Below are 25,770 nucleotides of genomic sequence, written 5' to 3' on the forward strand. Positions count from 1 at the left end.
TATATGATTGAAATTTCAGGGATATTTTCAATCTGACTGTACAAAATATATACTTGATGAATTGTTTCAGAACATATCCCAAAACCCTGATTCCGGCTCGAACATGGAAAAATATCTGTATTTATGGTATATATACAGGTAAAATTAAAAGAAGTATATAAATGAAAGAGGTCGAATTCAGTTGGAAAATAACTCTTCGAATTTTATTAAAAATATTATAAAAGATGATCTAGAGTCCGGAAAACATGATCATGTCATCACCCGCTTCCCTCCTGAGCCTAATGGATATTTACATATCGGGCACGCCAAATCAATTATTTTGAATTTTGGGGTGGCTGATGATTTCAATGGGAAAACAAACCTTCGTTTCGATGATACGAATCCATTGAAAGAAGATATCGAGTATGTCAACTCCATTAAGGAAGATGTAAAATGGCTCGGCTACGACTGGGATAACCTTTTCTTCGCTTCCGACTATTTTGATGAAATGTATAAGAGAGCTGTGCTGCTCATCAATAAAGGAATGGCATATGTGGACGACCTTAATGCCGACCAAATCCGTGAATATCGCGGAACGCTGACCGAGCCAGGGAAAGATAGCCCCTACCGCAATAGAACCGTAGAGGAAAACCTTGAACTATTTGAAAAGATGCGCAGCGGCGAATTCGGGAACGGTGCAAAAGTATTGCGTGCAAAAATCGATATGAGCTCACCTAACATTAACCTGCGCGATCCCGTTATATACCGTATCTCCCATACCGAACACCATAATACCGGCAACAAATGGTGCATCTATCCGATGTATGCCTTTGCCCACCCTATTGAAGATGCTATCGAGGGAGTCACCCACTCCATTTGTACGCTTGAGTTCGAAGATCAACGCCCCCTTTATGACTGGATCGTTGAAAATTGTGAAATGGACAGCAAACCAAAACAATATGAATTTGGCCGTCTTAACCTGACTAATACAGTAATGAGCAAGCGAAAACTGAAGCAGCTCGTGGATGAGAGCTTCGTGGACGGCTGGGACGACCCACGGATGCCTACCGTTTCGGGATTACGAAGACGCGGGTATACACCCGAAGCGATTCGTGCATTTTGCCAAGAGATAGGTGTCGCAAAAACAAGCGGTGTTGTAGACTCTCAAATGCTCGATCATTTCGTGAGGGAAGACTTAAAGCTGAAGGCTCCGCGAACCATGGCTATTCTAAACCCGCTTAAAGTGGTCATCACCAACTACCCGGAAGGTGAGATTGAATGGCTTGATGCTGAGGTCAATCCGGAAGTTCCGGAAATGGGCACACGGCAAATCCCATTTTCACGTGAAATATATATCGAACAGGACGATTTCATGGAAAACCCGCCGAAAAAGTATTTCCGTCTTTTCCCGGGCAATGAAGTCCGTTTAAAACATGCTTATTTCATTAAATGTGAAGAAGTGATAAAAGACGAAGACGGTAACGTCATTGAGCTTCGCTGCACATACGACATTGAAACGAAAAGCGGATCTGGCTTCACTGGCCGTAAAGTTAAAGGTACATTGCACTGGGTCGAAGCTACACAGGCCGTTTCAGCAGAATTCCGCAACTATCAGCCTTTAATATTGGATAAGGAAAATGCAGATGAAGAAGAAAAATCATTCTTGGAGCGGGTAAACCCTGATTCCGTAGAAATTTTACAAGGCTTTGTGGAGCCTAACATGAAAGATGTTAAGCCTCAGGATAAATTCCAATTCTTCAGGCATGGGTATTACAATGTTGATTCAAAACTCACTTCGCCCGGCCAATTGGTCTTCAACCAAATTGTTGGTTTGAAAAGTTCCTTCAAGTTATAGAGTCACTGAAAAGAACCAGATTCCTAGCGGGATCTGGTTCTTTTCATTCTCTGCACCCCTATATCATTTTCTCTCGTAAAGTTTGATGCCTTGCTTGGAAAGGGCCTGTTTAAGAGTACTATGTGTCGAAACTTGACTAAAATCAAGTCCTAACTGAATCGATGTCTGGGCTACATCAGGACGAATACCGGAAATGGTCGATTCAATGCCCAACAGGCAGGGTACTTATCAATTGAAAAATCTGATGGGCAACCATCGTGTCTAAAAGGGAAACTCCGATAAATTGATGAATAAGTTCTTGATGGTCAATGCATTCTGTTTCCTAGAAGCTTCTCAATTTCCACATTGGAATCTGCTGAATAGATGGATCCAACTTAGAAGAGTTATCAAGGATGCATCGATATAAATTTTCATCCACTTTATCCAGCTGTGTTCCCCTACAACTAGTTAGTTCATTTTAAAAAGTAATAATAAGTCTGCATATCCCTCTCTCTCCATTTCATTTCTAGGAATGAATCGAAGGGCCGCAGAGTTTATGCAATATCTCGTGCCTTTAGGATTGGGGCCATCAGGAAAAACATGTCCAAGGTGCGAATCGGCGTCCCTGCTGCGCACCTCGGTCCGGGTCATTCGGTGGCTGAGATCCATTTTTTCATTGACACTTGCCGACATGATAGGCTTCTTGAAACTCGGCCACCCACAACCGCTATCATACTTATCACGTGAACTGAATAGGGGCTCCCCAGAAACGACATCTACATAAATGCCTTCTACAAAGTGATCCCAATAAGCATTATCGAAAGGAGGCTCCGTGCCATTTTCCTGGGTTACATGGAACTGACGCTCGGTTAAGGTCTTCCTAAGATGCGCATTATCCTTAGGCCAATTTTCCTTAATGAAAGCATCCCGTCCCGAGCCCTTACGATACAATGCATAGCGAAATTGATTTTTTCGATGGAATTCTTGATGGTATTCCTCTGCTGCGTAAAATTTCCCCGAGGGTAAAATACCCGTAACGATAGGTTTCTTAAACCGTCCGCTCATCATTAAAGCTTCCTTGGATTGCTCTGCTTCCTGTTTCTGACGTTCATTAAGATAGAAAATGGCTGCCTTGTATTGCTCTCCCCTATCCGAGAACTGGCCACCGTCATCCGTTGGATCGATTTGGTGCCAAAATATCTCTAATAACGCTTTATAAGAAATGATTGATGGATCGAATTCCACTTGAACCGCTTCAACATGATCAGTCGAACCGGTAATCACTTGTTTGTAACTAGGCGCGGTAAAACTACCGCCCGTATAACCCGATGTCACGCTAATGATTCCATCCATTTCATCAAAGGGAGCAACCATGCACCAAAAACAGCCTCCTGCAAAGATAGCTGTTTCTTTCTCATTCATCGTCATCCTCAACTCCCCTTTCATGGCTAGTGATTTCATGTATTATATACCAGCAAGCCAAATACCTTCAAATTCAAAACAATAGATTTCTTTATCTTTGCTGAACAGATAAAAAAGAGGCACTTAGGAGTAAACCCCAGTACCTCTTATGTTATATCCACTTGCATATCATTAAACTGAACATTATGGTTTCTTAAAGTATTACACTTACGATGATCGCTGAAAGGATGCTGACAAGAGTCGCACCGTATAGCAGCTTCAAGCCGAAACGAGCCACAACATTTCCCTGTTTTTCATGCAGGCCTTTGACCGCACCAGCAATGATTCCAATAGATGAAAAATTAGCGAATGAAACCAAGAAAACCGAAACGATCCCTATCGTCCTATCGCTCAATGCCGATGATGCATCCCCTAAGCTCAGCATGGCAACGAATTCATTCGTCACTAGCTTCGTCGCCATGATTCCGCCTGCAGTAACGGTTTCTGAAATCGGTACACCCATGATAAAGGCAAACGGTGCAAAGATATACCCCAGGATTTCTTGGAAGCTGATGCCGAGGATCATATCGAATAAGCTGTTGATTCCTGCAATTAATGCCACGAAACCAATTAACATCGCTGCAACAGTGATAGCAACCTTAAATCCATCCATGATATATTCCCCAAGCATTTCGAAGAAAGACTGCTTCTCTGCGCCTACTTCAACTGGGAGAATATCATCTTCATCCGTTACCGTATAAGGGTTAATAATGGATGCAATGATAAATCCACCAAACATGTTAATAACAATAGCCGTCACAACATACTTTGGTTCAATCATGGTCATATAAGCACCGACTATCGACATCGATACGGTTGACATGGCTGACGCACAAAGCGTATACATGCGTGATGGAGGAATGGCACCGAGTTGTTTTTTCAAGGTGATGAAAACCTCGGATTGGCCGACTATTGCTGATGCGACAGCATTGTAAGATTCCAATTTACCCATTCCATTCACCTTACTCAGCAGGAATCCAATCCACTTCATGATGAAGGGAAGGATCTTGAAGTGCTGTAAAATCCCGATTAATGCTGAGATGAATACGATAGGTAGAAGGACATTTAAAAAGAAGGGTGATGCTCCTTTGTTTACAATCCCGCCAAATACAAAGGTGACCCCTTCATTTGCCCATTCCAAAAGTCTTCCGAAACCATTGGCAATCGAATTGATGATCACTAAACCGAACTTCGTATTTAATAATAAATAAGTTAAAATAAGCTGAATGATCACCATCAGTATGATCGGTTTAATTTTAACTTTCTTGCGGTCACTACTCACTAAAATAGCTAGTCCAAAAACAATAAGCAGTCCTAAAATTGCTATCAGAAATTTCATATTCTGCCTCCACTAAGGTGAATTTAATGATCGTGCATTATTAGTAGGGTACCCTCAAAAATTTTATGCAAACGTTTTCTCTTTTATCCAAAATACTTGTACGTACCTCTCTAGAAGTTTATATTAAACTAATATTTTTTCAAGTGCAATTGTTATCTCACTTTTTAAAATAACAATTGATTACAATAATGGGTTTTTCCTGAAATAAAAAGAAGGTTCCCTTAAGGAACCTTCTCTTATATTATCCCATAGCTTGCCTTGAAACATGTTTCTATGAGGAGGATTGCTTTTTAGACTTCAGTTTTTTTGGACATTAACGATGTATGTGAACGGCAGCAGCAACGAACCCATGAATGGTCAAGCGATTGGATGGCATAATTAACTTTTCTTTTGATTTCTCGGAAAAGTGATTTCAAAACGGGTTCGTTCATTTTGTTCACTAGTAACCTTGATCGTCCCTTGATGTGTGTTAACAATCCATTTGGCAATAGATAGGCCTAAACCGGAGCCTTCATTTGCTGAACGGGATTGCTCCACTTGATAAAAACGGTTAAAAATCAAGGGGATTTCTTCCTGTGGGATGCCTTCTCCATTATCCTCTACAGAAAGAATGATGGATGAAGCATTCTTGATGCAGGAAAGGGAAATCTCCCCGCCTTCCTCCGTGAACTTCATGGCATTATCCACCAAAATCACCAATAGCTGATGAATTCTCTCTTTATCCCCATGAAACACCACCTGTTCGGGGGCATGGCTAATTATTGATTTTTCTTGAAAAGAAGCTATATCAGTATACTGTTCAACTATGTCCATAAGTAAGTCATCAAGGAAAAAGTTCGATTTCTTAACCTCTATTTGATTCGAATCCGTTCTAGTCAAGGTCAAAAGTCCGTTAACAAGCTTATTCAAACGTCGGACTTCTTTCGAAATGATGGATATATCAACGGCTTTTTCCTCGATTGTCGCGTTCGGTGATTGAAATAGCAAATCAGCCCGCGATTGAATGACAGCAAGTGGCGTTCGAATTTCATGTGAAGCATCCGAGACGAACTGCTGCTGCTGATCCCAGGATTTCTTGACTGGTATAAGGGCCCGTCCTGCAAGAAGATAGCCTGCGCCGACCGCCACCAAACTTCCAATTCCCCCACCAACAAACAATATGAGCAGCAAGCGATCGAGCATTTCTTTTTCTGTATCCACATTTCTGATGAATTGTACGGTCATCTCTCCATATTCCGTATTGACCTTGGTGGAAAGCGCACGATACGTCGGTCCATTTACAGATATTTCTTCAATCTCATCAAATCTTTTAGGATAAAATTTCGATTCATTAACCTTAAAGAAATTGTCTTCGCTCAGTCTTGGCTCAATAATCGTATCATCCGGTCCCCAAACGATGACGCTTGGCCCCGGACCTAATAGAAACTCACCTTGCGGACGTCCGCCTGGCATGCCCCCATTATTGAAATCCCTGTGATCCTTTTCAAGTGAATCATTGACATCCCTATAGATCTGATCTTCCGTATAGAAATAAATCGTTCTGCTTAATATGGCTATTAAGACAATAAAGACGATAGAATTCAATAATGTTAGTTGAAGCCGTGTTTTTTGGAACATAATGATCCCCTTATGGTTGTTTTAGCATATAACCAATACCCCGAACGGTTTGAATATCCTTATGATAATTGAAAGGTTCCAACTTTTTTCTTAAATGATGGATGTACACTTCAACAATGGCAATCGTCGTATCTGAATCAAATCCCCAAATGCGGTCAAAAATCTGCTCACGGGTCAATATTTTCCCATTATTTTGAATTAGATACTCCAGTAATTCAAACTGCTTCAAGGTCATTTTAATGATCTTTCCATCAACCAAAATATCCTTTTCTTTTTCCAACAGTTCAATTCCACGGTATTTCACATGCTGCGCAAGCGATATAATGCCACTCCTTCGAAGCAGGGCACGAATCCTGGCCTTAAGTTCCGGTGCCTGAAATGGCTTGACCAAATAATCATCGCCACCCATCTCCAAGCCTCTGACACGGTCCTCAAGCGCATCTTTTGCCGTCAAAAACAAGACGCTTGTATCTATCTTTGCTTCCCTGATTTTCCGTACGATTCCAAATCCATCAATTCCCGGAAGCATTACATCCAAAATGATGATATCGTAGATACTTTGCAGAGCCATGAATAGTCCATCTTCCCCATTTTCCGCTGTATCTACTTCATATTCATCAGTCAGGATTTGCCTGATCGATTCTAATAATGAAACATTATCTTCTACCACCAAAACCTTCATCCAGGGTGCCTCCTAACCATTTCAATTATGATATATGTTGATTTTATCCTTTTTCATAGGCAAAGGAAAGCGGGCTTTTAATCGCCGGCTTTCTCTCAAATTGTATGTTCATTCGTGACGCAGTGCTTGGATTGGATTTAATTTGGATGCCTTATTGGCAGGGAAAGCACCAAAGATTATACCGATTAAAATGGAGAATAAGAAGACTAACAGTGTCACCGACCATGAATAACTAATCGTTAAACTTGAAAAAACTGAAACCGATTTCGCGATCCCCAATCCAATTCCAACTCCCAACAGTCCCCCTAAGCAGCTCAAGACCATCGCTTCAATTAAAAACTGAAGAAGAATGGATTTTCGATTTGAATTGCCTTTCTAATCCGATTTCCTTCGTCCTTTCTGAGACTGAGACCAGCATGATATTCATAATTCCAATTCCGCCTACAAGTAACGAAATACTCGCAATACCGCCAAGCATGAGAGTGAACGTATCCGACACAGAGCTCATTGTATCCATCAGATTTTCTTGATTGGACACCGAATAGTTATCACTCTGACCTGGAAATGATGTGGTCATCGTACCTTGTACCCGGTACATCGCCCTATCTAAGATATTCTCGTTCTCCGCTTTTAAATATACCGTTCCGATTGTCGTGCTGCCTGTAGCCCGTTCTGCAGCAGTGATCGGTGCAATGATTACATCATCCCCGCTCGATCCCATTGAGGTGCCTGCTGATTTCAAAACACCGATCACTCGATAGGAAACACCTCCGATAAGAACGCTTTGGTCCACCGCTTTTTGATTTTCAAAAAGCGCGTCGGCTGTATCTGACCCCATGACAACCACCTTAGAGCGTAATTCCGTTTCCATATCCGTCAAAAAACGACCTTGACTAAGCTTTAGATCCCTCACTGTTAAGTAGGATGAAGTTGTACCGACCATTGAGAACTGTGTCGAAGCTTCTCCGTTTTTAGCATAAACGCGTCCGGTGACTACAGGCAACTTCCGATATCCCGTCCAGATCTTTAAACTGTTCAATTGTGTCATCCGTCAGCTTCACGGAGTCGGTATCCGTGACACTTACCGTTAACAGGTTCGTTCCCAAGCTATTGATTTCGTCCTGAACGGACTGTGAGGAACCCTGCCCAATCGAAACCAGAACGATTACAGAGGCAACTCCAATAATGATCCCGAGCATGGTCAACAATGCACGGACTTTATTGGATTTGATACTGCGTATAGCCATCTTCATTGATTCGCCCAGGTTCAATCCAATCACCTCCGTTTTCAAATAGCTGACCATCCTGTATCCGTACGACACGAGTTGCTTCTTTTGCCACTTCCAAGTCATGCGTTATAAGAATGATTGTTTGTCCCTTTTCGTTTAAATCTTTCAGCATTTGCAGCACTTCTTTACTTGTTTTACTATCAAGAGCCCCTGTCGGCTCATCCGCCAATAAAACGGGAGGGTTGCCTGCAAGCGCCCTAGCAATTGCAACCCTTTGCTGCTGCCCACCCGAAAGTTGAGCTGGCAAGTGATTCTTCCGGTCACTCAGGCCCACCATATCAAGGCACGCATTGGACACTTCTCTTCTTTCCTTCACACTTGCCCCTCTATAAACCAGGGGAAGTTCCACATTCTCCAACGCTGTCAGTTTTGCCAACAGATTGAAGTTTTGAAAGATAAATCCTATTTTAATGTTACGAATGGCAGCTAACTCATTATCCTTCATCTTTTCCACTTCTTTTCCATCAAGAAGAAATTCACCTGTATCAGGCTTGTCAAGACAGCCAATCATATTCATGAACGTCGATTTCCCCGATCAGAAGGTCCGATGATAGAAATGAAATCTCCTTTATTGATTGTTAGGCATACATTTTGAAGTGCCATAACCGTATCTCCGCCTAATTCATACGATTTAGACATGTCCCCTGATTTTTATGATGGGGTTCGCCATATTACTGGCCTCCCCTGCCGCTTGGCATTTCGCCACCGTTTGGCATCCCGCCTCCGAAACCAGTATCGTGAAGGAAGCCTAACTTTTCCTTAATGGTCGGATTTGATTTCATGGTCGTACATTTATGTCAGCCTTTACTCTCATTAATAATTACTATGTCGAACGAAAAAAGGTTTATTTCAAGATTTTAAATTTACAATATATTCTGAAAAATATATACTGATACTGTTATCAGAAAAATTGGCAATCAAAACCAAAATAATATTCAATGAAGGGGGAACCAACTTGGCATCAAACGATTCAATAGCTAAGAAAACCGAGGTAAGCGCTTCCACAGACTACACTAAGATCGTCCAATCACAATCTTTTCAAGAGCTCCTAAGGAAAAAACGCAATTTCATCGTCCCACTATCCATCTTTTTCATGGTCTTTTATTTCACCTTACCCATACTGACTTCCTATTCTAAAGTTCTTAACTCTTATGCCTTCGGGGCTATCAGTTGGGCCTGGGTTTTTGCCTTCGCTCAATTTATCATGACCTGGACCTTATGCATCCTCTATTCCAAAAAAGCTGCGGCTTTTGACCAAATAGTAGAAAAAATCGTTAAAGAAGCGAAAGGATAAAGGTGAATTTACAATGAATATACTTGCTTTCATATTATTTTTAATCATTGTCGGGCTTACATTAGTCATTACCTATTTTGCTTCACGGCGCACCAAAACGACCGCGGACTTTTATACGGCGGACAGCAGCCTGACTGGCTGGCAGAATGGCTGGGCCATTGCGGGTGATTATATGTCCGCCGCCTCTTTTTTAGGAATAGCTGGGATGGTCGCACTCTCTGGATTTGATGGCTTTTTCTATAGTATAGGTTTTCTGGTTGCTTATCTGGTCGTTCTTTATATCGTGGCCGAACCGCTCCGTAACCTTGGTAAGTATACACTTGCGGACATGATCGCTGCCCGTTTCAATGAAAAGAAAGTACGCGGGGTCGCTGCCCTTAACACCATTTCCATTTCAACCTTTTATATGATTGCCCAACTAGTCGGTGCAGGTGCCCTTATAAAACTCTTACTTGGAATTGATTATCTATACTCCGTCATCATTGTAGGTATTTTAATGACCGTCTACGTCGTATTCGGCGGTATGACGGCCACCAGTTGGGTCCAAATCGTAAAGGCGATTTTATTGATGGCAGGTACATTCATCATCTCTATTATCGTGTTGGCGAAATTCGACTTTAGCGTGATCGAGATGTTCAAGCAAATGAAAACAGCCACCCCTTTAGGCGGCGATTTCCTCAACCCGGGTAACAAATTCAAGGATCCATTGGATACTTTATCCCTTAATTTGGCGCTTGTACTCGGTACTGCTGGACTTCCTCACATTCTCATCCGTTTCTTTACGGTAAAAGACGCCATCACAGCCCGTAAGTCCGTAGTATATGCCACTTGGATCATTGGCATCTTTTATATAATGACCATTTTCCTTGGCTTTGGAGCAGCAGCTTTTGTTGGATACGACAAAATCATAGCCGCGAATGCCGCCGGCAATATGGCTGCCCCGCTGCTTGCCGAAGCCATTGGAGGTGACTTCCTGTTCGCCTTTGTGTCTGCAGTTGCTTTCGCTACCATTTTAGCGGTTGTAGCAGGTCTCGTTTTATCTGCAGCCTCTGCTTTTGCCCATGACTTTTATGGCCACATCATCCGAAAAGGTCAAGCTACTGACAAAGAACAGGTCGTTGCAGCTCGTTGGGCATCGATCGGAGTATCCATCCTCTCCATCATCCTTGCTTTATTTGCCCAAAACATGAATGTCGCTTTCCTTGTGTCACTTGCCTTTGCCGTCGCTGCTAGTGCCAATCTGCCAATCATTATCTTCACGGTATTCTGGAAACGTTTTAACACAGCTGGGGCTGTCACGGGTATGATAGTGGGGCTGGTCAGTTCTTTATTACTTGTTTTCCTAAGTCCCAATGTCTGGTCGCCGGTAGAGGGAGCCGCAATATTCGTAGGGGAGCCATTATTCCCACTTGCCAATCCAGGCATAGTCTCCATCCCAATTGGTTTTATCGCAGCCATCGTCGGAACCCTGCTGTCAAGCAAGAAGGCTGATGCCAAAAAGTTCGACGAAATATTGGTTACAGCTAACACTGGAATGAAAGACCCTTTATAAGCTGGCTTCATTATTAAATATTAAAAAGAGAAAGGAGATCAAGGTATTCACCTGTTCTCCTTTCTCTTTTATTTAGGTTGAAAATCTTCAAAATCAGTAAGGAAAATAAAAGTGGATTCCTTTACAATTCATCTAACTTCTCAATCTTATCTTCCTTCTATTGTATTTCGTTACTAGCTGGTTCATGACTTCTGCAAAGATCAGCCCCATTGCTATCGCACCAGCCAGCATGAAAGCCTTGGCGGCCAATTGAACGGCGACATTAAAATCATTTACGACAAAATGCTTCATCGCATCATATGACAAGCCTCCTGGCACGAGGGGGATGATTCCCGATACATTAAAAATTGTGATCGGGGTTTTATACCTTTTAGCAAAATACTGGCTGATAACCGCAACGATAAATGCAGCCGCTAATGTTGCCATAATGCTGTTTATCTCATTTTTAACCATAAAGAAGTATAAGACCCACCCTAACATCCCTACGCAACCACATTGAAACAATGAATTTTTCGGTACATTGAAGATCACTCCAAAGGCAGCTGAGGCAATGAAACTTGTAATAAGCTGTGCAAACATCATTCTTCCCCCTCTAAAATCATAAGAAAACAAACGCAGCCGATATTCCTGCCCCAATGGCTAAAGCAGTCAAACCTGCATCCGCACCCTTGGATAGACCCGAAACTAAATGCCCTGCAATTAAATCCCTGGCTGCATTAGTAATTAACAGCCCTGGCACAAGCGGCATCACCGCTCCAATGATTATCGTGTCCAAATGACTTCCAACCCCAATATGGACAAAGAACATGGCCACTAAACCTACAACTAAAGAAGCTATAAATTCAGCAAAAAAACGAACTTCCAGTAACCAGTGCAAATAAAGCAGGCAAGAGAATCCCATCCCTCCAGCTATACAGGACCAGATGAAATCATTCCACTGTCCTTGGAACATGATTAAAAAACAGCCGCTCGCTATAAATGCAGCAAAAACCTGACCCCACATGGGATACCCCATCCCGGCCTTTTCGATTTCCTTTAACCGTAAATAGGCTTCCTCTGGTGACATTTCCTTGCTGGAAATGCTTCGGGATATACTGTTAACAAGCGTTACCTTATGTAAATCTGTAGATCGTTGGGAAACTCGAATTAATTTGGAGGCTGGGTGCATTCCATCCAGCGAAAAAATAATTCCTGTGGGGGTTGAAAAACTGTGGGAGTCACCGCATCCATACGCTGCAGCAATTCTAACCATCGTATCTTCCACCCTTGATGTTTCCGCTCCGTTCTGAAGCATGATTTTTCCCGCTAGTAAACATACATCTATAATTTCATTGTACGGTAACTGATCTTCCATTTTATCCTCTCCATCACTTTCTGCGTAATAACAGATAAACGATCTTACCAGTTTAAATCCACCTCATAATAGCCCAATTCCTCTGAAAAGGATATAAAAATATTACCTATTTAATTTATCAACACCATCTAATTGCGGTACATACAACCTTAGTACCATTATTCCCTTTATTTCTTGCTGAAACCGCTTGGTTAATAGAAAAATACAATAGTAAGTGAAGTATTTATAATGAAAAATGAATGCAGACACGAGGCCTGCATCCCTTTATAATATACCGTCATCATCCAATATATCCTGTACCTTTACACTCCTTTTTGTATAAAGCCATCTACGGTTTCATTAAACAAGTCGCTTTCTTCAATGAATGGACAATGGCAACTATCTTCAAAGATTACTAGTTCGGAATTCGGAATGTTTTTATGCAAATGTTCCCCTGCAGCTACCGGGATGACTTTTTCAAGCCTTCCAAAACAGAGAAGTGTGGGAACATTGATTTTTGGCAAGAATTCACGATAGTCGACAATCGATTGATCAAATAGAATGGCACTGGCAATGGATTCTGGCATTTTGGTCACTTCCCCGAGCATCCAGCTTGCATCCGCTACAGATAATTCATTTTTAAACATGGAGGCAAGGAAGCTTTGTAAAAATGGGGAACGGTTCGTTTGAATTTCAGTCATGAAGGCAATCAACGTGTCAATATCAAATGCGCCAATTTTAAAGTCGGGCCACTTAAAATCAGAGGCCAATTCATCGACAATCACAGTTGAATGAATATTTCCCTCACCGAATTGCTTGAGATAATCCCAGACGACAAAAGCCCCCATGGACCAGCCTACGAGTATGACATCCTGTAATCCCAGTTTACCAATGAACGCATGGAGATCTTTTGCATAAGCGGAGACTGTATTCCCGTAATGAACATGATTTGACTGGCCATGGCTTCTTAAATCAAGTAAGATCGTTCTATACTTTTCTGAAAAGTACGGAACTTGCCTTCTAAAGAACCGGCTGCTCATCCACACACCATGGATAAAAATAATTGGTCTCCCCTGGCCCTTTTCTTCATAAAACAACCGAACGCCTTCTTCCACCTCAATAAATGCCATTCCATCCCTCCTTCACGATATTTTCAAATCCATTCCCTATTATTTATTGCGTTTCATCTTTTAACATTCCTTCCTATAAAAATATATTGTCAAACATCATCTTAGAGTTGATAATGAAGTATATTTTTATTGTATCTTCATCCTGAAAGGACGGAATTTTTATGAAGAGTTTTATCAAAAACTATCGATCCTCCTTAATACTGCTCACTGCCATTATTATCGGTGGGATAGCGGGCGTCGTTTTCGGTGAGAAAACCTCGGTCATACAGCCGCTAGGGGACTTATTTCTAAATCTTATGTTTACGATCATCGTGCCATTGGTATTTTTCAGCATTGCTTCAGCGATTGCCAATATGAGCGGAATGAAGCGTCTCGGGAAAATCATGGGCAGTATCGTTGTCGTCTTCCTGACAACTGCCGCTTTAGCTGCTGTCATTGGGTTTATTGGGACAACCATCATCAATCCCTTGGAAGGCACAGATACGACAGCCATTAAAGAACTGATGGAAAACAGTTCCTCTGAGGAGCACATCGAGAAAGTTTCTTTCTTCAGTCAACTGGTCAACACAGTAACCGTATCTGATTTCCCAGAACTGTTATCCAGAAGCAATATGCTTCAGCTTATCGTTTTCTCGGTATTAATCGGACTTTCCACTGCATTGGTCGGTGAGAAGGCAAGACCGATTACTGAGTTTTTGACAGCGGGTACAGCTGTCATGATGAAAGTCGTTAAAATCGTCATGTACTATGCTCCAATTGGACTTGGTGCTTATTTTGCTGCGATTATCGGGCAGCTTGGGCCGCAGATTTTAGAAGGCTATGCTCGCACTTTCATTCTTTATCTAGTTTTAGCTTTGATTTATTATTTTGGCTTCTTCACTTTGTATGCCTTTATCGCAGGTGGGAAAGATGGAGTTAACCTATTTTGGAAAAATGCCCTGGCACCTTCCATTACAGCCATCGCAACTTGTTCCAGTGCAGCGTCCATTCCAGTCAATCTGGAATCGGTCAAGAAAATGGGCGTGCCAAAGGATATAGCGGAGACTGTCATCCCACTCGGAGCCAACACTCATAAAGATGGTTCTGTATTCGGAGGGGTATTGAAAATCGTTTTCCTATTCAGCTTATTTGGAAAGGATATGACAAGCATTTCAAGCATTTTAAGTATACTTGCTGTTGCCTTTTTGGTTGGAGCCGTTATGGGCGCCATTCCTGGGGGCGGCATGATTGGGGAAATGCTGATTCTTAGTGTATTCGGCTTTCCTGTTGAAGTTCTGCCGATCATTGCGGTTATATCCACGATTATCGATGCTCCTGCTACACTGCTTAACTCAACAGGAAACACGGTTTGTGCCATGCTTGTCACGCGGCTTGTTGAAGGGAAAAACTGGTTAAAACGAGCATTCGTTAAAGAAAATTCGGCGGTATGATTCTAAGATATAAGAACTGACTCCTGGTTAACCAGGAGTCAGTTTTTTCATTTTCACGAATTTCCTTCAAACCTTTTTTAATTGACAAGGGGTTCCTTACCCTCACATAGAATTAAAGATTGAAGGAGGGAATTAAATGTTAATGAAATGCTTACCTGCTGCCATCCTTTTCACGGGATTATTATATATTTACTTGATACCGGAAGAGCCTTTATCCATAAAAATCATCTTCAAGATCGTTCCCATGTTATTGATTTTACTCTATGCCGGCGCAACAGGGCGAAGGCAGGATCGATACAAATCCTTAATACTTCTTGGTTTATTCTGTTGCATGCTTGGAGATGGATTGTTAATCTGGTTCGTCATCGGGCTTTCCGCCTTCTTGATCGGCCACCTTTTCTATATTTCCGCTTTCTTTAAACTATGGAGCTTTTCATGGCTTCGATTCGCAACGATTTTCCCAATTTGTGTTTACTCCACTTGGATTGGTCGTGAAATTGTACTTTCTTTAATTGAAAAAGGTGAAAATAGCCTCATCATCCCTGTAATCTGTTATGTAACGGTCATCTCCCTCATGGGCTGGGCGGCATTTATGACCGGAAATGCCGCGGCAATCATTGGCGGGGTCCTGTTCGTGATCTCGGACTCCATTTTATCCTGGAACAAATTTATCGATGATGTTGCCATTTCTGGTCCGTTGATCATGCTCACCTACTATGCAGCTCAGTTTTTCATGGCTTACAGCATTCGTATGAAGCCTTCTTTCCATTTATCGAAAGGGTTGCCTATCCAGTGAATCCGAATATCTGTTCGTTCCACATGAAACATTCTCATGAAAAAAGGCATTCACAGCTCTAATGGAACTGTGGACGCCTTTCCTTATCCTTTAATTTTTTTAATGAAGACTACTTTTAAATAATTTCCTTCCTTATATTCCGTACTTGTTTTAAAATCAGCCGGCAATGAGATTTCTTCCATGAGCTCATATTTCCCATTCATCTCCCTGAAGGCAACATCAATGAAGCTCTTGAATTTCTTCATGTCAAACGTACTGCAATTAGTTGATGCGATAATGATGCCATTGTCTTCCGTAATGGAAATGGTATCCTTCAATAGATTCGTATAGTCTTTTCCGGCGCTGAAAGTAAACTTCTTTGACTTGGCAAAGCTGGGTGGATCGAGGATGACCATTTCAAATTTCAAAGCCTTCTTCACTGCATATTTAAAATACTTAAATACGTCCATCACCACGATATTTTGAGCTTCAGGATCTATTCCATTCACACTGAACTGCTCGATCGTCTTTGGTAAACTGCGATTCGCCAGGTCGACACTAGTTGTTTTAACGGCACCGCCTAAAGCGGCAAACACGGAAAATGCCCCAGTGTAGGAGAACATATTCAACACCGTTTTCCCTTTTGCGTATTCATCCCGGATTTTCCTTCTGACATCGCGTTGATCAAGGAAGACACCGACCATTGCCCCATCATTCAGATAGACAGCGAAATGAACTCCATTCTCCTTTACAAGAAGCGGAAATGCCGGCTGATCACCCATGACAAAATCGTCTTCCTCTACATATTGCCCCTTCGTATCAAATCGTTTCTTCTGATAAAGCGACTTTACCTCGACCGTATTCTGCAGTGCCTTAATGATATAGTCTTTAAATGAATAAATCCCTTTGCTGTACCAGCTAATGACATAGTGACCATCATAATGATCGATGATTAAACCGCCAATTCCATCACCTTCCCCATTAAACAAGCGGAACGCTGTAGTCTCCGTATCTTCAAAAAAAGACTTTCGGAATTCATATGCCGCTCGGATTTTGCCATTAAAAAAGGTTTGATCAATTTTTTCATTTTCTCTTCGGGTCAATACCCAGCCATAGCCTTTGTTTTGTTTACCATAATAACCTTTTGCTAGAAAACGGTTATTCTCATCCACCAAACGCACTAAAGATCCCTCTTCCTGAAGGTCATTATGGTTGGCTATCGACTCTTTAACAATCAAGGGAAAGCCCTTGCCGATTTTACTTACGAACTTAGCTTTCACTTTTATATCTATTTCTTTTCCCATATATATCATCCTATCTTTGCAATTGCTTTCTTCCCCATTTTACCCTAATCCCTTTATAAATAAAAACGAGCCTGTTTCCGTCACAAGGCTCGTTTCTCCAAAATCTTTAATTATGATACTTCTAAATGAAGATCTCCCGGTTTTACTTTACCCATCATCTTCAATACTCGATGTAAGGCAAGCGTGATCACAGCTGGCAAGACCATGCCCACTGCCACATAAACCAGGAACGTGTACAACCCTTGACCCGTAATTATAGCAATCGGGGCAATCAATGAACTTAAGCCCATCCCCCCAAGCTCATAAGGTACTTGGAAATCGAATGCCAACGTAGCGATAGGAGCACAAATGATTGCCGCTATAAATGGCGGGACGACATATAATGGTTTTTTGATTAAGTTAGGAAATTGAACTTTCGGCGTAACCACCATCTGTGCAAGGAATCCACCCATATCATTATCTTTATAAGACATGACAGTGAATCCAACAAATTGAACGGTACATCCGATTAAAGCAGCCGCGCTTGAAACAGGATCTAACTGTAGGGCAATAGCAAGAGCAGCGGAAGAAGCCGGTGTCATCAATAAAATGCTCCATACCAATGCAATGACCATGGAACCAATTAATGGAGAACCTTCAACCTGAGCTGTAATTTGACTGCTTAACCATGTCAGGAACGGTGTCGTAACAAGTGCTAGACCATATCCAGAAACCCCACCGACAAGAACAGCAGCCAATGGGATGGCCATGATATCCAACTTTGTTTTGCCTATTAGGCGCTTACCTACATAAGTTGCAATTAAGGCTGCCAGAACGGCACTTAGTGGCTGACCCGTAACAATCGTGAAGGCACCCTCAGCAGTTCTGTTGATGGCAGCACCGCCAACTGCACTTGAGGCCATGGCGCTAAAAATAATTAATGAATTACCTCCAAGCTGATAGGCGATACCTGCTCCTAAAGCTGGGGCTAGCAAGACCTTTGCGGCGCCTCCTATTGCCAGGAGGACCTCCCAATCTAAATATCCCCCTATCGATTCAAACAATAACCCGATTCCTAATGTTACCAAAACTGCGTTGGCTATCCCCGTTGAAGCCTTGTACATTCGATTGCTGATGTACTCTTTCCTGCTCACTTTATCTCCACTCCTTATAAATTATCAGAATATTCAACTTAAAAAAAAAAAAAAACCTATTATTTGGAAGGGTACACCAGTTGATTTTACTTTAGTGTCTTCTTACTAAGTTCACAAGAAAGGCTCAAACAATTCCACAAAATTAATCCCACTAACATAATAAGAGAATAATAATATGAAGTAATTCATATTATAAATACTCATCTATTTCGCCGCTCCCTATAATGTCTGTTCGTATAATAACATGAATTTTCTGATAATGTAAGAAGTATTTTTATTCTAATAAAATAAAAACGCTTACAAAAAGGGGTATATATCACATTTACATACAGTTAGGTCCAATATTGTATTATTTTAATATAAATTAATCCTTTTATTACTAATACACTCTAAAATTCTGGTTTTAAGCCGGAACAGCTTATACATTATTCCAATATAGGTTTTTAGCATTTACAACTACAAATTATTCCTCTTTTTATAAAAAAAGAGAATCCATTTAAATTGGATTCGCCTCTATACTATGGTATAAATGTGATCTTTCATAAAGAATCCCCTCACACCTAGCTTTTAACTTCTCTTCTATTGAAAACCTTCCAAAGTTGCAAAAGTGTCTCTCAGGAATCGATAAAATAGTTTCTCCGTTGGCATTAATTCCCTTTCAGTTGGAATAATAACACCTACAGCCCTAGTTACGGATGGTTCATCCAACGGCAGTCTAACTGTAAAACGAGGCAAGCTGTCAATCAGAGAGATTTCTGGTATTAAGGTTACGCCAAGTCCTGCTGCCACTAGACCTTTAATAGCATCAGTATCTTTTCCTTCAAATGCAACTTCTGGCTCGAAACCGTGCAGTTTACATGCCTTCATAACAATATCACGTAAAACATACCCCTTAGGATATACGATGAACGGATTTCCTTGAAGTTCATTTAAGTTTAATGACTTCTTCAAGGCCAAAGGATGACTTTCTGATAAAAGAGCAACTAAGTTCTCAATAAATAAAGTTTCTCCGTGAATTTTCTTTTCGTTCGCCGGTAGAGGTCCAATTAAGGCCATGTTAATATTTCCTTTTATAACAGAATCGATCAGGTAGCGATATGAGCCTTGTTTCAAAGTGAACTTCGCTTGCGGGTAAATCTCTCTGAAATCAGAAATAACCTTTGGCAATATATAAGAAGCTAAACTACTTGGAAAGCCAATACGAATTGTCCCTTTTTCCGGATTTAAGCTCTCAGCAAGCTCACGCTTTGAACGATCAATTATATCCATAGCTTGTTCCATATTCGCTAAAAATGTATGTCCTATAGGTGTCAGCTTAATCTTCCGGCCTTCGCGGATAAATAAAGGCACACCTAATTCCTCTTCTAAATTATAAATTTGACGACTTACTGCAGACTGGGCAACATGCAAAGCCACTGCTGCTTCCGTCATATGTTCACGCTTTGCGACTTCAATGAAATATTCGATTTGTCTTAATTCCAATGTAAGCTCCTTCTTTCATATCAAAACGGCATGTTATTTATCTAATATTCAGATTGTTTCTTTCAAATTTGAATTATATCATTAAAGTATCACATAAAAACGTATATATATATTCAAATATATTTTCATGTTACCAAAAAAGGGGAGAAAAGTTAATGACAACGTCACATGAAGTTGAGCAAGAGGAAATACAGGTCGCCAAAGAGTTTGTAAGTCAAGTATACGCACAGGTAAAGGAGCGTAATCCTCATGAGAATGAATTCCATCAAGCCGTAAAAGAAATATTCCTTTCATTAGTGCCAGTATTTTCAAAACACCCTATTTATATGAAAAGTGGAATTTTAGAAAGACTTGTTGAGCCAGAAAGAATGATTACCTTTCGTGTCTCTTGGGTTGATGACTTAGGAAATGTACAAGTCAACCGTGGTTTCCGCGTGCAATTCAACAGTGCCATTGGGCCATTTAAAGGCGGTCTACGTTTTCACCCGACAGTAAACTCCAGTATTATCAAGTTCCTCGGTTTCGAGCAAATCTTTAAAAATTCTCTTACAGGACAGCCAATTGGCGGTGGAAAAGGCGGATCTGACTTCGATCCAAAAGGAAAATCAGACGCTGAAATCATGCGTTTTTGCCAAAGCTTCATGTCAGAACTGGCTCGCTATATCGGTCCGGATACAGACGTACCGGCAGGGGATATAGGGGTAGGAGCTAGAGAAATCGGTTATCTATTCGGTCAGTATAAAAAGATTCAAGGCAGCTACCATGCAGGTATATTAACTGGTAAAGGCATAAGTTACGGCGGAAGCTTAGCCCGTACAGAAGCGACTGGATACGGAACAGTTTACTTTGTCGAAGAAATGCTAAAAGACAAAGGTTTACAATTCAATGGCAGCACAGTTGTTATTTCCGGATCAGGCAATGTATCCATTTATGCCATTGAAAAAGCTACACAGCTGGGTGCTAAAGTTGTTGCATGTAGCGACTCTAATGGCTATATATATGACAAAAATGGTCTGAACCTAGATACAGTTAAACGTTTAAAAGAAATAGAAAGAAAGCGTTTGAGCGAGTATGTCGATGCTCATCCCGAAGCTGAGTACAATGAAGGAAGCTATGGAATTTGGTCTGTACCATGCGATATCGCCCTTCCTTGTGCAACACAAAATGAAATTGATGAAGAAGCAGCAAAATTGCTTGTTAAAAACAACGTGAAAGCAATCGGCGAAGGTGCTAACATGCCATCGACTCTTGATGCTATTGACGTATTCCTTAATAATGGTATCCTATTCGGACCAGCCAAAGCCGCCAACGCAGGTGGTGTTGCCGTTTCTGCACTTGAAATGGCCCAAAACAGTGCTAGAATGCCTTGGACATTTGAAGAAGTCGATACGAAACTACAAGGTATCATGAAAAATATTTATAAAAACAGTGTAGAAGCAGCAGAAGCATATGGTGAACCTGGCAACTTAGTTGTCGGAGCCAATATTGCGGGATTCCTTAAAGTAGCAGATGCTATGCTGACTCAAGGCATACTCTAATAATAAGTTAAAAATAGGAGGCGGTCCCAACATGGGCCGTCTTATTTTTGGTAAAAGAGTGATTACATCTTTATACAGGTATCCTTATAGGAGTGAATGTTAAATTATGTAGCATGATTTCATGGGCTAGATTGATATTCTGCTTATTCAACTGGTTAATATGATTTTTACATTGTTAGCCCACCACATTGGCATAAACTAATTTAATGCCAATAAATGAACCATTGATCCCAAAAAGAGGAGTGTTTTAAAATCCACATGGGAAACATATTCAATCGTATCTCCGAATTGCTGCTCCATATATTGATGCTGTTCTGGATTTTTATCCTTCACTTCAGTGGCAGCGATAACTTTTTCAATAACCATATCTTCTGAACGGCTCGAACGACATCTTGAAATGATGGTGTTCCATTCGTCAATGCCAAATCTATCTTGCAAACTCCCACTGGCACCGGCAGCCCGGCATCACCTACGACAATATAATCTGTATGACCAAGGTCTGCTAGGACCTTGGCTATTGAACTATTGATGATTCCTTGACGTTTCATGCTAAGCCCCTTTCGACTTCTTTCCTTTGCGGCATGCCACCTTGAGCACCTAACTTCGTCACGGAAATGGAAGCTGCCCGGTTCGCGAATAACAAACATTCGTCAAAACTTTTTCCTTCCGCAACACCCACCGCAAAAGCAGCATTGAAGGTATCCCCTGCCCCTGTTGTGTCCACCGCTTCCACTGCAAAGCTTGGAACAACCTTTTCTTTATGCCCGTCAAAATATCGGACACCATTTTTTCCTTCTGTAATGAATAATTTATTTGGATACTCAGTCAAGACTTTCGTTCGATCTCTCCCATTGAATAGTATTTCGAATTCATGCTCATTCGGCGTAAGGAAGGATGCCTGTTGAATGACAGCATCGCTTAGCTTGCGGGCGGGAGCTGGGTTCAAAAGTAATTTCTTATGAAGCGTGTTGCACAATTCAGCTAGATATTCCACCGTTTCTTCAGGTATTTCCTGCTGAACCAGCACGATATCCGATTCCTGAATGACCTTTTTCGCCTTTTTTACATATTCAGGAGTAATGAAATCATTTGCACCTTTTACGACAATAATACTGTTATCACCTTCTGAAAGGGTGATGTGTGCTGTCCCGGAAGCGGAACCTGTAACCGGTTCCACATACTCTGTGTTTACATAATTTTTTTTCAGGTTTTCTAATATGATCTCTCCATAGACATCATCACCTACACATCCAACCATCGATACTTGTGCACCAAGACGGGCCGCTGCCACAGCCTGATTGGCTCCTTTCCCTCCAGGAACCGTTATAAAAGACTCTCCTAAAACCGTTTCCCCGGCCATTGGCCGCTTTGCTGATGTCACCACTAAGTCCATTGAGGAACTTCCCACTACTGTAATTCTAATCATGCCTTCTCCGCCTTCCTTCTCGTTGTTTGTCTCTCCACAAAAGAAACAGGGAGCTTTTTGTGCGTTACTTCCAATTTTTCCTGATTGATCCTTTTAATGAGATTTCCGCCGCTTGTGCCCCCATCTCATAGGCTGGCTGCCTTATTGTCGATAATGGTGGGTGCAATAACGATGTAAAAGCGATATCATCATAGCCGATCAATTGTATGTCTTCCGGAATCCGTATTCCCCGTTTTAAAATCTCCTGAAGTGCGGCAGCTGCAACGATATCATTACAAGCTATGATTCCATCCGTTTCCGGATTTTGCTCGAACAGCTGTCCCACACAAATTTGGCCGCCCTGAAAGGTCAGAGTTGAATCCATGACTTGCACGTTCACTTCCGCTTGTTCCAATTCCTCCAATGCAGCCTTATATCGTTCATATACAGGCTTTATTTCGACTGGCCCCCTAATGAGGACAATATTCGTACTGCCTCTATCCAGTAATACGCGTGCTGCCAGCTTACCGCCTGTCTTTTGATCGGAATAAACGGCTGGTAATTTCTCTGCTGTACGGTCGAGAAGGACTACTGGAATATCCAGGTTATCGAAGTTTTCATTTGCTTCTTCACTAGTGGAAGCAATCATGCCCACTACATTATTCTGTAGAAAAGTGTCAATATATTCTATTTCTTTATCTCTCTTTTCATCGCTATTTCCAAAGAAATCGATATCCAAATTGCTGCAGATAATCCTCGACACCTCTTGCCATTTCTGGAAAGAAGGGATTCGTATTGTCCGGCAAGATTAAACCAATCAATTTGGATTTACGTTTGTAGAGGGATCTTGCCACTTCATTCGGTTTATAGTTTAACTTTTCAACAGCTGCCATGACCACCTTTTTTGTGTCCTCATGTGCATAACCACTGCCATTCATCACTCTAGAAACCGTAGCAACAGAAACCCCAGCTTCCTTTGCAACATCCCGAATAGTTGCCAATATATCCACCTCAACACTCTTATGTAACCGTTTACACAACAGCTTATCACCAATTTATATGAACGGCAATTCCTATTCCAAAGATAATTTTTAGGGAGTTTGAACCAAAGAGGATAACACAATCTTTTTGTTAGCTATTATCGCTCTATAAATTTTTTAACAAAGTTGATTGGAACGGGTGTACGAGACTCTTGCGGGAAAAGCGCGTCTAGGGAGACCCGCAGGCGTAAGCCGAGGGCTGACCGCCCGTGGAAAGCGAGTAACTGGAGCGGGAATCAACGGTCAAATTGTAGAAACTATAAAAAACAGTAGACAAACTCGATTTTCATCGAGTTTGTCTACTGTCTGAAACTGGCTCAAAATTCTGAGCAAGCTTAACTTTAAAACATTTTTGCAGGTAACTTTTCAAAAAGTGCATTATTCACATGCCCAAACTCAGATGCATGCGGACGGTCTTCACCATCGCTATAACCATATTGAAGCATCCGATTTCTATTCAGGCATAGTTTTGTCAATTTTGGCGCAAAGAAATTGAATGTATCGAAACGATCCTGTAGCATAGGGAATTTTTTCTGATGTGTATGGATTGTTTGAGCGACACCTTCCCAAAAGGCATTCTCATCCAAAAGGGACCTCTTCATCAGAAGTGTTGACAAGTATCGGAAATGACAGATGAATAGTCCCGTGAAAATGAATTGGACCAGCCCCTCGGGAGTCTCACTTCTTAGTACTTTCCTTAAATCATCAGGAAGGCTGCTTAATTCAGGAAGCGGCTGATCACTGACGTTTACATCATCTACAAAATCCTTGATGGCCAAACGGTGAGGCTTGTAATCCTTCAAGACTAAAATGGTGTTTTGGCCATGCGGCGAGAATACCAATCCATATTGATAGATAAAATGTAATAATGGTGATAGAATGACGTCGAATAATTGAGCTGTCCAGGCTTCTGCAGTCAATCCCGATTTTTCAATTAGGCTTTCCACATATGGTTTCCCTTTGCTGTCCACATGTAAAAGGGACGCAAGCGTAATGGGCTTTTCGCCTTCTTCCATATAACTGTAAATGCTTTCTCTCCAAATACCGCCCAGCATCTCTAAATATTGATAGGGTACATTCTCTAGCTTGGAATAATACGGGTGATCAACATTTAAACTGGCCACTTCACCAGGAAGCACCACTTTGCATTGTTCTTTCAAGAATGAATCATTTTCATAAATGTTCTTTATATACTCTGTGATTTTTGGCGCAATGACCGTGCGTTCCGCTGGTAATCCACGGTAGACTAGCGTATTTAAAATGCTCATTGGCAGCTTGACGTGGTGTTTATTCTTATTCGATACATTAACAAATGTCCGGATGGATTGTTGCGGCAGATACTCATCAGGACCATTTCCTAAAGCTACAATCAGCCCTTTAGCCAAGTCATCGGTAAAATTCTGGATGATTACATTCTTCCACTGCCATTCATGGACTGGGAGGTAGTAATAGTTTTCTGCCTTCAGCCCTTTCTCTGTCAATCTTTTTATAAATGATTTTTGGGTTTCCTCATCTAGTTCATTCTCCATCAATTGCTTATAGGACAACGTTTCGATGGAATTGAACTCACCCCTCGTTTTATGGACCGCAATCCATGATAACTGAACTTCCTTCTGGTTTTCTGGAGCAAACTTCAAGTAATCATCAAAACCGAAACCGATTCTTCCCTTGTTATAAGCGATCCAAGGGTGACCGCTCATTTCTCCTTCAAGTAACGCATAGTCAAGCTCGACTAAATCATCCGCGTCTTGTTCAGGTTTGGATAGCAATTGAAGGTCCGCAAGCAGCGTATGATGGAATTCTTTGATTAAATGTCCTGTTGTTTCTGCAGTCATCCCAATTAACGGCTGAATGTCTAAAATGAATTGAATAGCATCATTGGCCTGTGTAAAACCTTCCGTTTTGCAGACCTGGATCGACTCAGCCTGTACTTCATAGCTGTCAAAAAGACGGGGCGAAGCCAAAAATTGATAAGATTTCCCCTCATTAATCTCTAACTCATATAGGTTTCCTGCTTCATTTTCTTTCAATACAGCTGGATGGATCATATCTTCATACATATACTCAGAAATCATCTTTGCCAGCAGGTTTTGGTTTACTATCGACCAATTTTTTTCAGAAACCGCCTGTTCCACTTCATTCATGAACTGCAT

Annotated in this window: 21 protein-coding genes and 3 pseudogenes; 6 read left to right on the forward strand and 18 right to left on the reverse strand. The window is 41.4% G+C overall.

Features of this window, described 5'->3' with window-relative positions; all coding sequences use genetic code 11:
* The first annotated feature begins 181 nt into the window (after window positions 1–181).
* Window positions 182–1,834 carry a glutamine--tRNA ligase/YqeY domain fusion protein gene (locus UP17_RS24720; RefSeq protein ID WP_061465870.1) on the forward strand — a complete coding sequence of 551 codons (1,653 nt, stop codon included), beginning with the start codon at window positions 182–184 and terminating at the stop codon, window positions 1,832–1,834.
* Between the two features lie 447 nt (window positions 1,835–2,281).
* Here UP17_RS24720 and msrB read toward each other — a convergent pair whose 3' ends face one another.
* The 8 genes and pseudogenes from msrB to UP17_RS24750 form a co-directional block, all read right to left on the reverse strand.
* Window positions 2,282–3,241 carry a peptide-methionine (R)-S-oxide reductase MsrB gene (gene msrB, locus UP17_RS24725; RefSeq protein ID WP_061465872.1) on the reverse strand — a complete coding sequence of 320 codons (960 nt, stop codon included), beginning with the start codon at window positions 3,239–3,241 and terminating at the stop codon, window positions 2,282–2,284.
* Window positions 3,242–3,428: 187 nt separating this feature from the next.
* On the reverse strand, window positions 3,429–4,613 hold the full coding sequence (locus UP17_RS24730; RefSeq protein WP_061465873.1) for a NupC/NupG family nucleoside CNT transporter: 1,185 nt from the start codon (window positions 4,611–4,613) through the stop codon (window positions 3,429–3,431).
* 378 nt (window positions 4,614–4,991) lie between these two features.
* Window positions 4,992–6,230 (reverse strand): sensor histidine kinase, encoded by a 1,239-nt coding sequence (locus tag UP17_RS24735; protein WP_061465874.1) that lies wholly within the window; start codon window positions 6,228–6,230, stop codon window positions 4,992–4,994.
* A gap of 10 nt (window positions 6,231–6,240) precedes the next feature.
* Entirely contained in the window at window positions 6,241–6,912 is a 672-nt protein-coding gene (locus UP17_RS24740) for a response regulator transcription factor (RefSeq protein ID WP_061465875.1), read from the reverse strand.
* 108 nt (window positions 6,913–7,020) lie between these two features.
* On the reverse strand, window positions 7,021–7,236 hold the full coding sequence (locus UP17_RS29640; protein WP_349817583.1) for an ABC transporter permease: 216 nt from the start codon (window positions 7,234–7,236) through the stop codon (window positions 7,021–7,023).
* 4 nt (window positions 7,237–7,240) lie between these two features.
* Window positions 7,241–7,951, reverse strand: a complete 711-nt coding sequence (locus UP17_RS24745; protein WP_434218679.1) for an ABC transporter permease — start codon at window positions 7,949–7,951, stop codon at window positions 7,241–7,243.
* Window positions 7,884–8,159 carry an ABC transporter permease gene (locus UP17_RS29820; protein WP_434218680.1) on the reverse strand — a complete coding sequence of 92 codons (276 nt, stop codon included), beginning with the start codon at window positions 8,157–8,159 and terminating at the stop codon, window positions 7,884–7,886. The genes UP17_RS24745 and UP17_RS29820 overlap by 68 nt, the downstream gene beginning before the upstream one ends.
* Window positions 8,131–8,871: pseudogene (locus tag UP17_RS24750) on the reverse strand (ABC transporter ATP-binding protein). Before UP17_RS24750 ends, UP17_RS29820 begins: the two are co-directional and overlap by 29 nt.
* A gap of 285 nt (window positions 8,872–9,156) precedes the next feature.
* Here UP17_RS24750 and UP17_RS24755 point away from each other — a divergent pair.
* Together UP17_RS24755 and UP17_RS24760 are read left to right on the forward strand one after the other, a co-directional pair.
* The gene (locus tag UP17_RS24755) at window positions 9,157–9,495 is read left to right on the forward strand and encodes a DUF485 domain-containing protein (protein ID WP_061465876.1); all 339 of its coding nucleotides are present in this window, start codon (window positions 9,157–9,159) and stop codon (window positions 9,493–9,495) included.
* Between the two features lie 13 nt (window positions 9,496–9,508).
* The gene (locus UP17_RS24760) at window positions 9,509–11,047 is read left to right on the forward strand and encodes a solute symporter family protein (RefSeq protein WP_061465877.1); all 1,539 of its coding nucleotides are present in this window, start codon (window positions 9,509–9,511) and stop codon (window positions 11,045–11,047) included.
* 132 nt (window positions 11,048–11,179) lie between these two features.
* On the opposite strand, the gene UP17_RS24765 is transcribed toward UP17_RS24760, so the two are convergent.
* From UP17_RS24765 to UP17_RS24775, 3 genes are all read right to left on the reverse strand, one after another.
* Window positions 11,180–11,629 (reverse strand): threonine/serine exporter family protein, encoded by a 450-nt coding sequence (locus UP17_RS24765; RefSeq protein ID WP_208857036.1) that lies wholly within the window; start codon window positions 11,627–11,629, stop codon window positions 11,180–11,182.
* A gap of 16 nt (window positions 11,630–11,645) precedes the next feature.
* Complete coding sequence (locus UP17_RS24770; RefSeq protein WP_061465879.1) at window positions 11,646–12,401, reverse strand: threonine/serine exporter family protein; 756 nt, start codon at window positions 12,399–12,401, stop codon at window positions 11,646–11,648.
* 302 nt (window positions 12,402–12,703) lie between these two features.
* Window positions 12,704–13,510 carry an alpha/beta fold hydrolase gene (locus UP17_RS24775; protein WP_061465880.1) on the reverse strand — a complete coding sequence of 269 codons (807 nt, stop codon included), beginning with the start codon at window positions 13,508–13,510 and terminating at the stop codon, window positions 12,704–12,706.
* 161 nt (window positions 13,511–13,671) lie between these two features.
* Between UP17_RS24775 and UP17_RS24780 the strand changes: the two genes are divergently transcribed.
* On the forward strand, window positions 13,672–14,940 hold the full coding sequence (locus UP17_RS24780) for a dicarboxylate/amino acid:cation symporter (RefSeq protein ID WP_061465881.1): 1,269 nt from the start codon (window positions 13,672–13,674) through the stop codon (window positions 14,938–14,940).
* Window positions 14,941–15,076: 136 nt separating this feature from the next.
* A complete protein-coding gene (locus UP17_RS24785; RefSeq protein WP_061465882.1) occupies window positions 15,077–15,736 on the forward strand; it encodes a lysoplasmalogenase in 660 nt (219 codons plus the stop codon).
* An 83-nt stretch (window positions 15,737–15,819) separates the two neighbouring features.
* Here UP17_RS24785 and UP17_RS24790 read toward each other — a convergent pair whose 3' ends face one another.
* The 3 genes from UP17_RS24790 to UP17_RS24800 all read right to left on the reverse strand — a co-directional run bounded on the left by UP17_RS24790 (window position 15,820) and on the right by UP17_RS24800 (window position 19,634).
* Entirely contained in the window at window positions 15,820–17,019 is a 1,200-nt protein-coding gene (locus UP17_RS24790) for a class I SAM-dependent rRNA methyltransferase (RefSeq protein WP_061465883.1), read from the reverse strand.
* A 110-nt stretch (window positions 17,020–17,129) separates the two neighbouring features.
* Window positions 17,130–18,122 carry a PTS sugar transporter subunit IIC gene (locus UP17_RS24795; RefSeq protein WP_061466333.1) on the reverse strand — a complete coding sequence of 331 codons (993 nt, stop codon included), beginning with the start codon at window positions 18,120–18,122 and terminating at the stop codon, window positions 17,130–17,132.
* A 609-nt stretch (window positions 18,123–18,731) separates the two neighbouring features.
* Window positions 18,732–19,634, reverse strand: a complete 903-nt coding sequence (locus UP17_RS24800) for a glutamate biosynthesis transcriptional regulator GltC (protein WP_061465884.1) — start codon at window positions 19,632–19,634, stop codon at window positions 18,732–18,734.
* Between the two features lie 155 nt (window positions 19,635–19,789).
* On the opposite strand from UP17_RS24800, the gene gdhA reads away from it, so the two are divergent.
* On the forward strand, window positions 19,790–21,172 hold the full coding sequence (gdhA, locus tag UP17_RS24805) for an NADP-specific glutamate dehydrogenase (protein WP_061465885.1): 1,383 nt from the start codon (window positions 19,790–19,792) through the stop codon (window positions 21,170–21,172).
* 240 nt (window positions 21,173–21,412) lie between these two features.
* On the opposite strand, the pseudogene rbsD reads toward gdhA, so the two are convergent.
* From rbsD to UP17_RS24825, 4 genes and pseudogenes are all read right to left on the reverse strand, one after another.
* Window positions 21,413–21,720 (reverse strand): annotated as a pseudogene (rbsD, locus tag UP17_RS27155) (D-ribose pyranase); the annotation flags it as partial.
* The gene (gene rbsK, locus UP17_RS24815; protein ID WP_061465887.1) at window positions 21,717–22,598 is read right to left on the reverse strand and encodes a ribokinase; all 882 of its coding nucleotides are present in this window, start codon (window positions 22,596–22,598) and stop codon (window positions 21,717–21,719) included. The gene rbsK and the pseudogene rbsD, both read right to left, overlap by 4 nt.
* Window positions 22,595–23,578: pseudogene (locus tag UP17_RS24820) on the reverse strand (LacI family DNA-binding transcriptional regulator). Before UP17_RS24820 ends, rbsK begins: the two are co-directional and overlap by 4 nt.
* Window positions 23,579–23,958: 380 nt before the next feature.
* The gene (locus UP17_RS24825) at window positions 23,959–25,770 is read right to left on the reverse strand and encodes an IucA/IucC family protein (RefSeq protein ID WP_061465888.1); all 1,812 of its coding nucleotides are present in this window, start codon (window positions 25,768–25,770) and stop codon (window positions 23,959–23,961) included.

It is taken from the genome of Peribacillus simplex, assembly GCF_001578185.1.
In the GTDB taxonomy this organism is placed as follows: domain Bacteria; phylum Bacillota; class Bacilli; order Bacillales; family DSM-1321; genus Peribacillus; species Peribacillus simplex_A.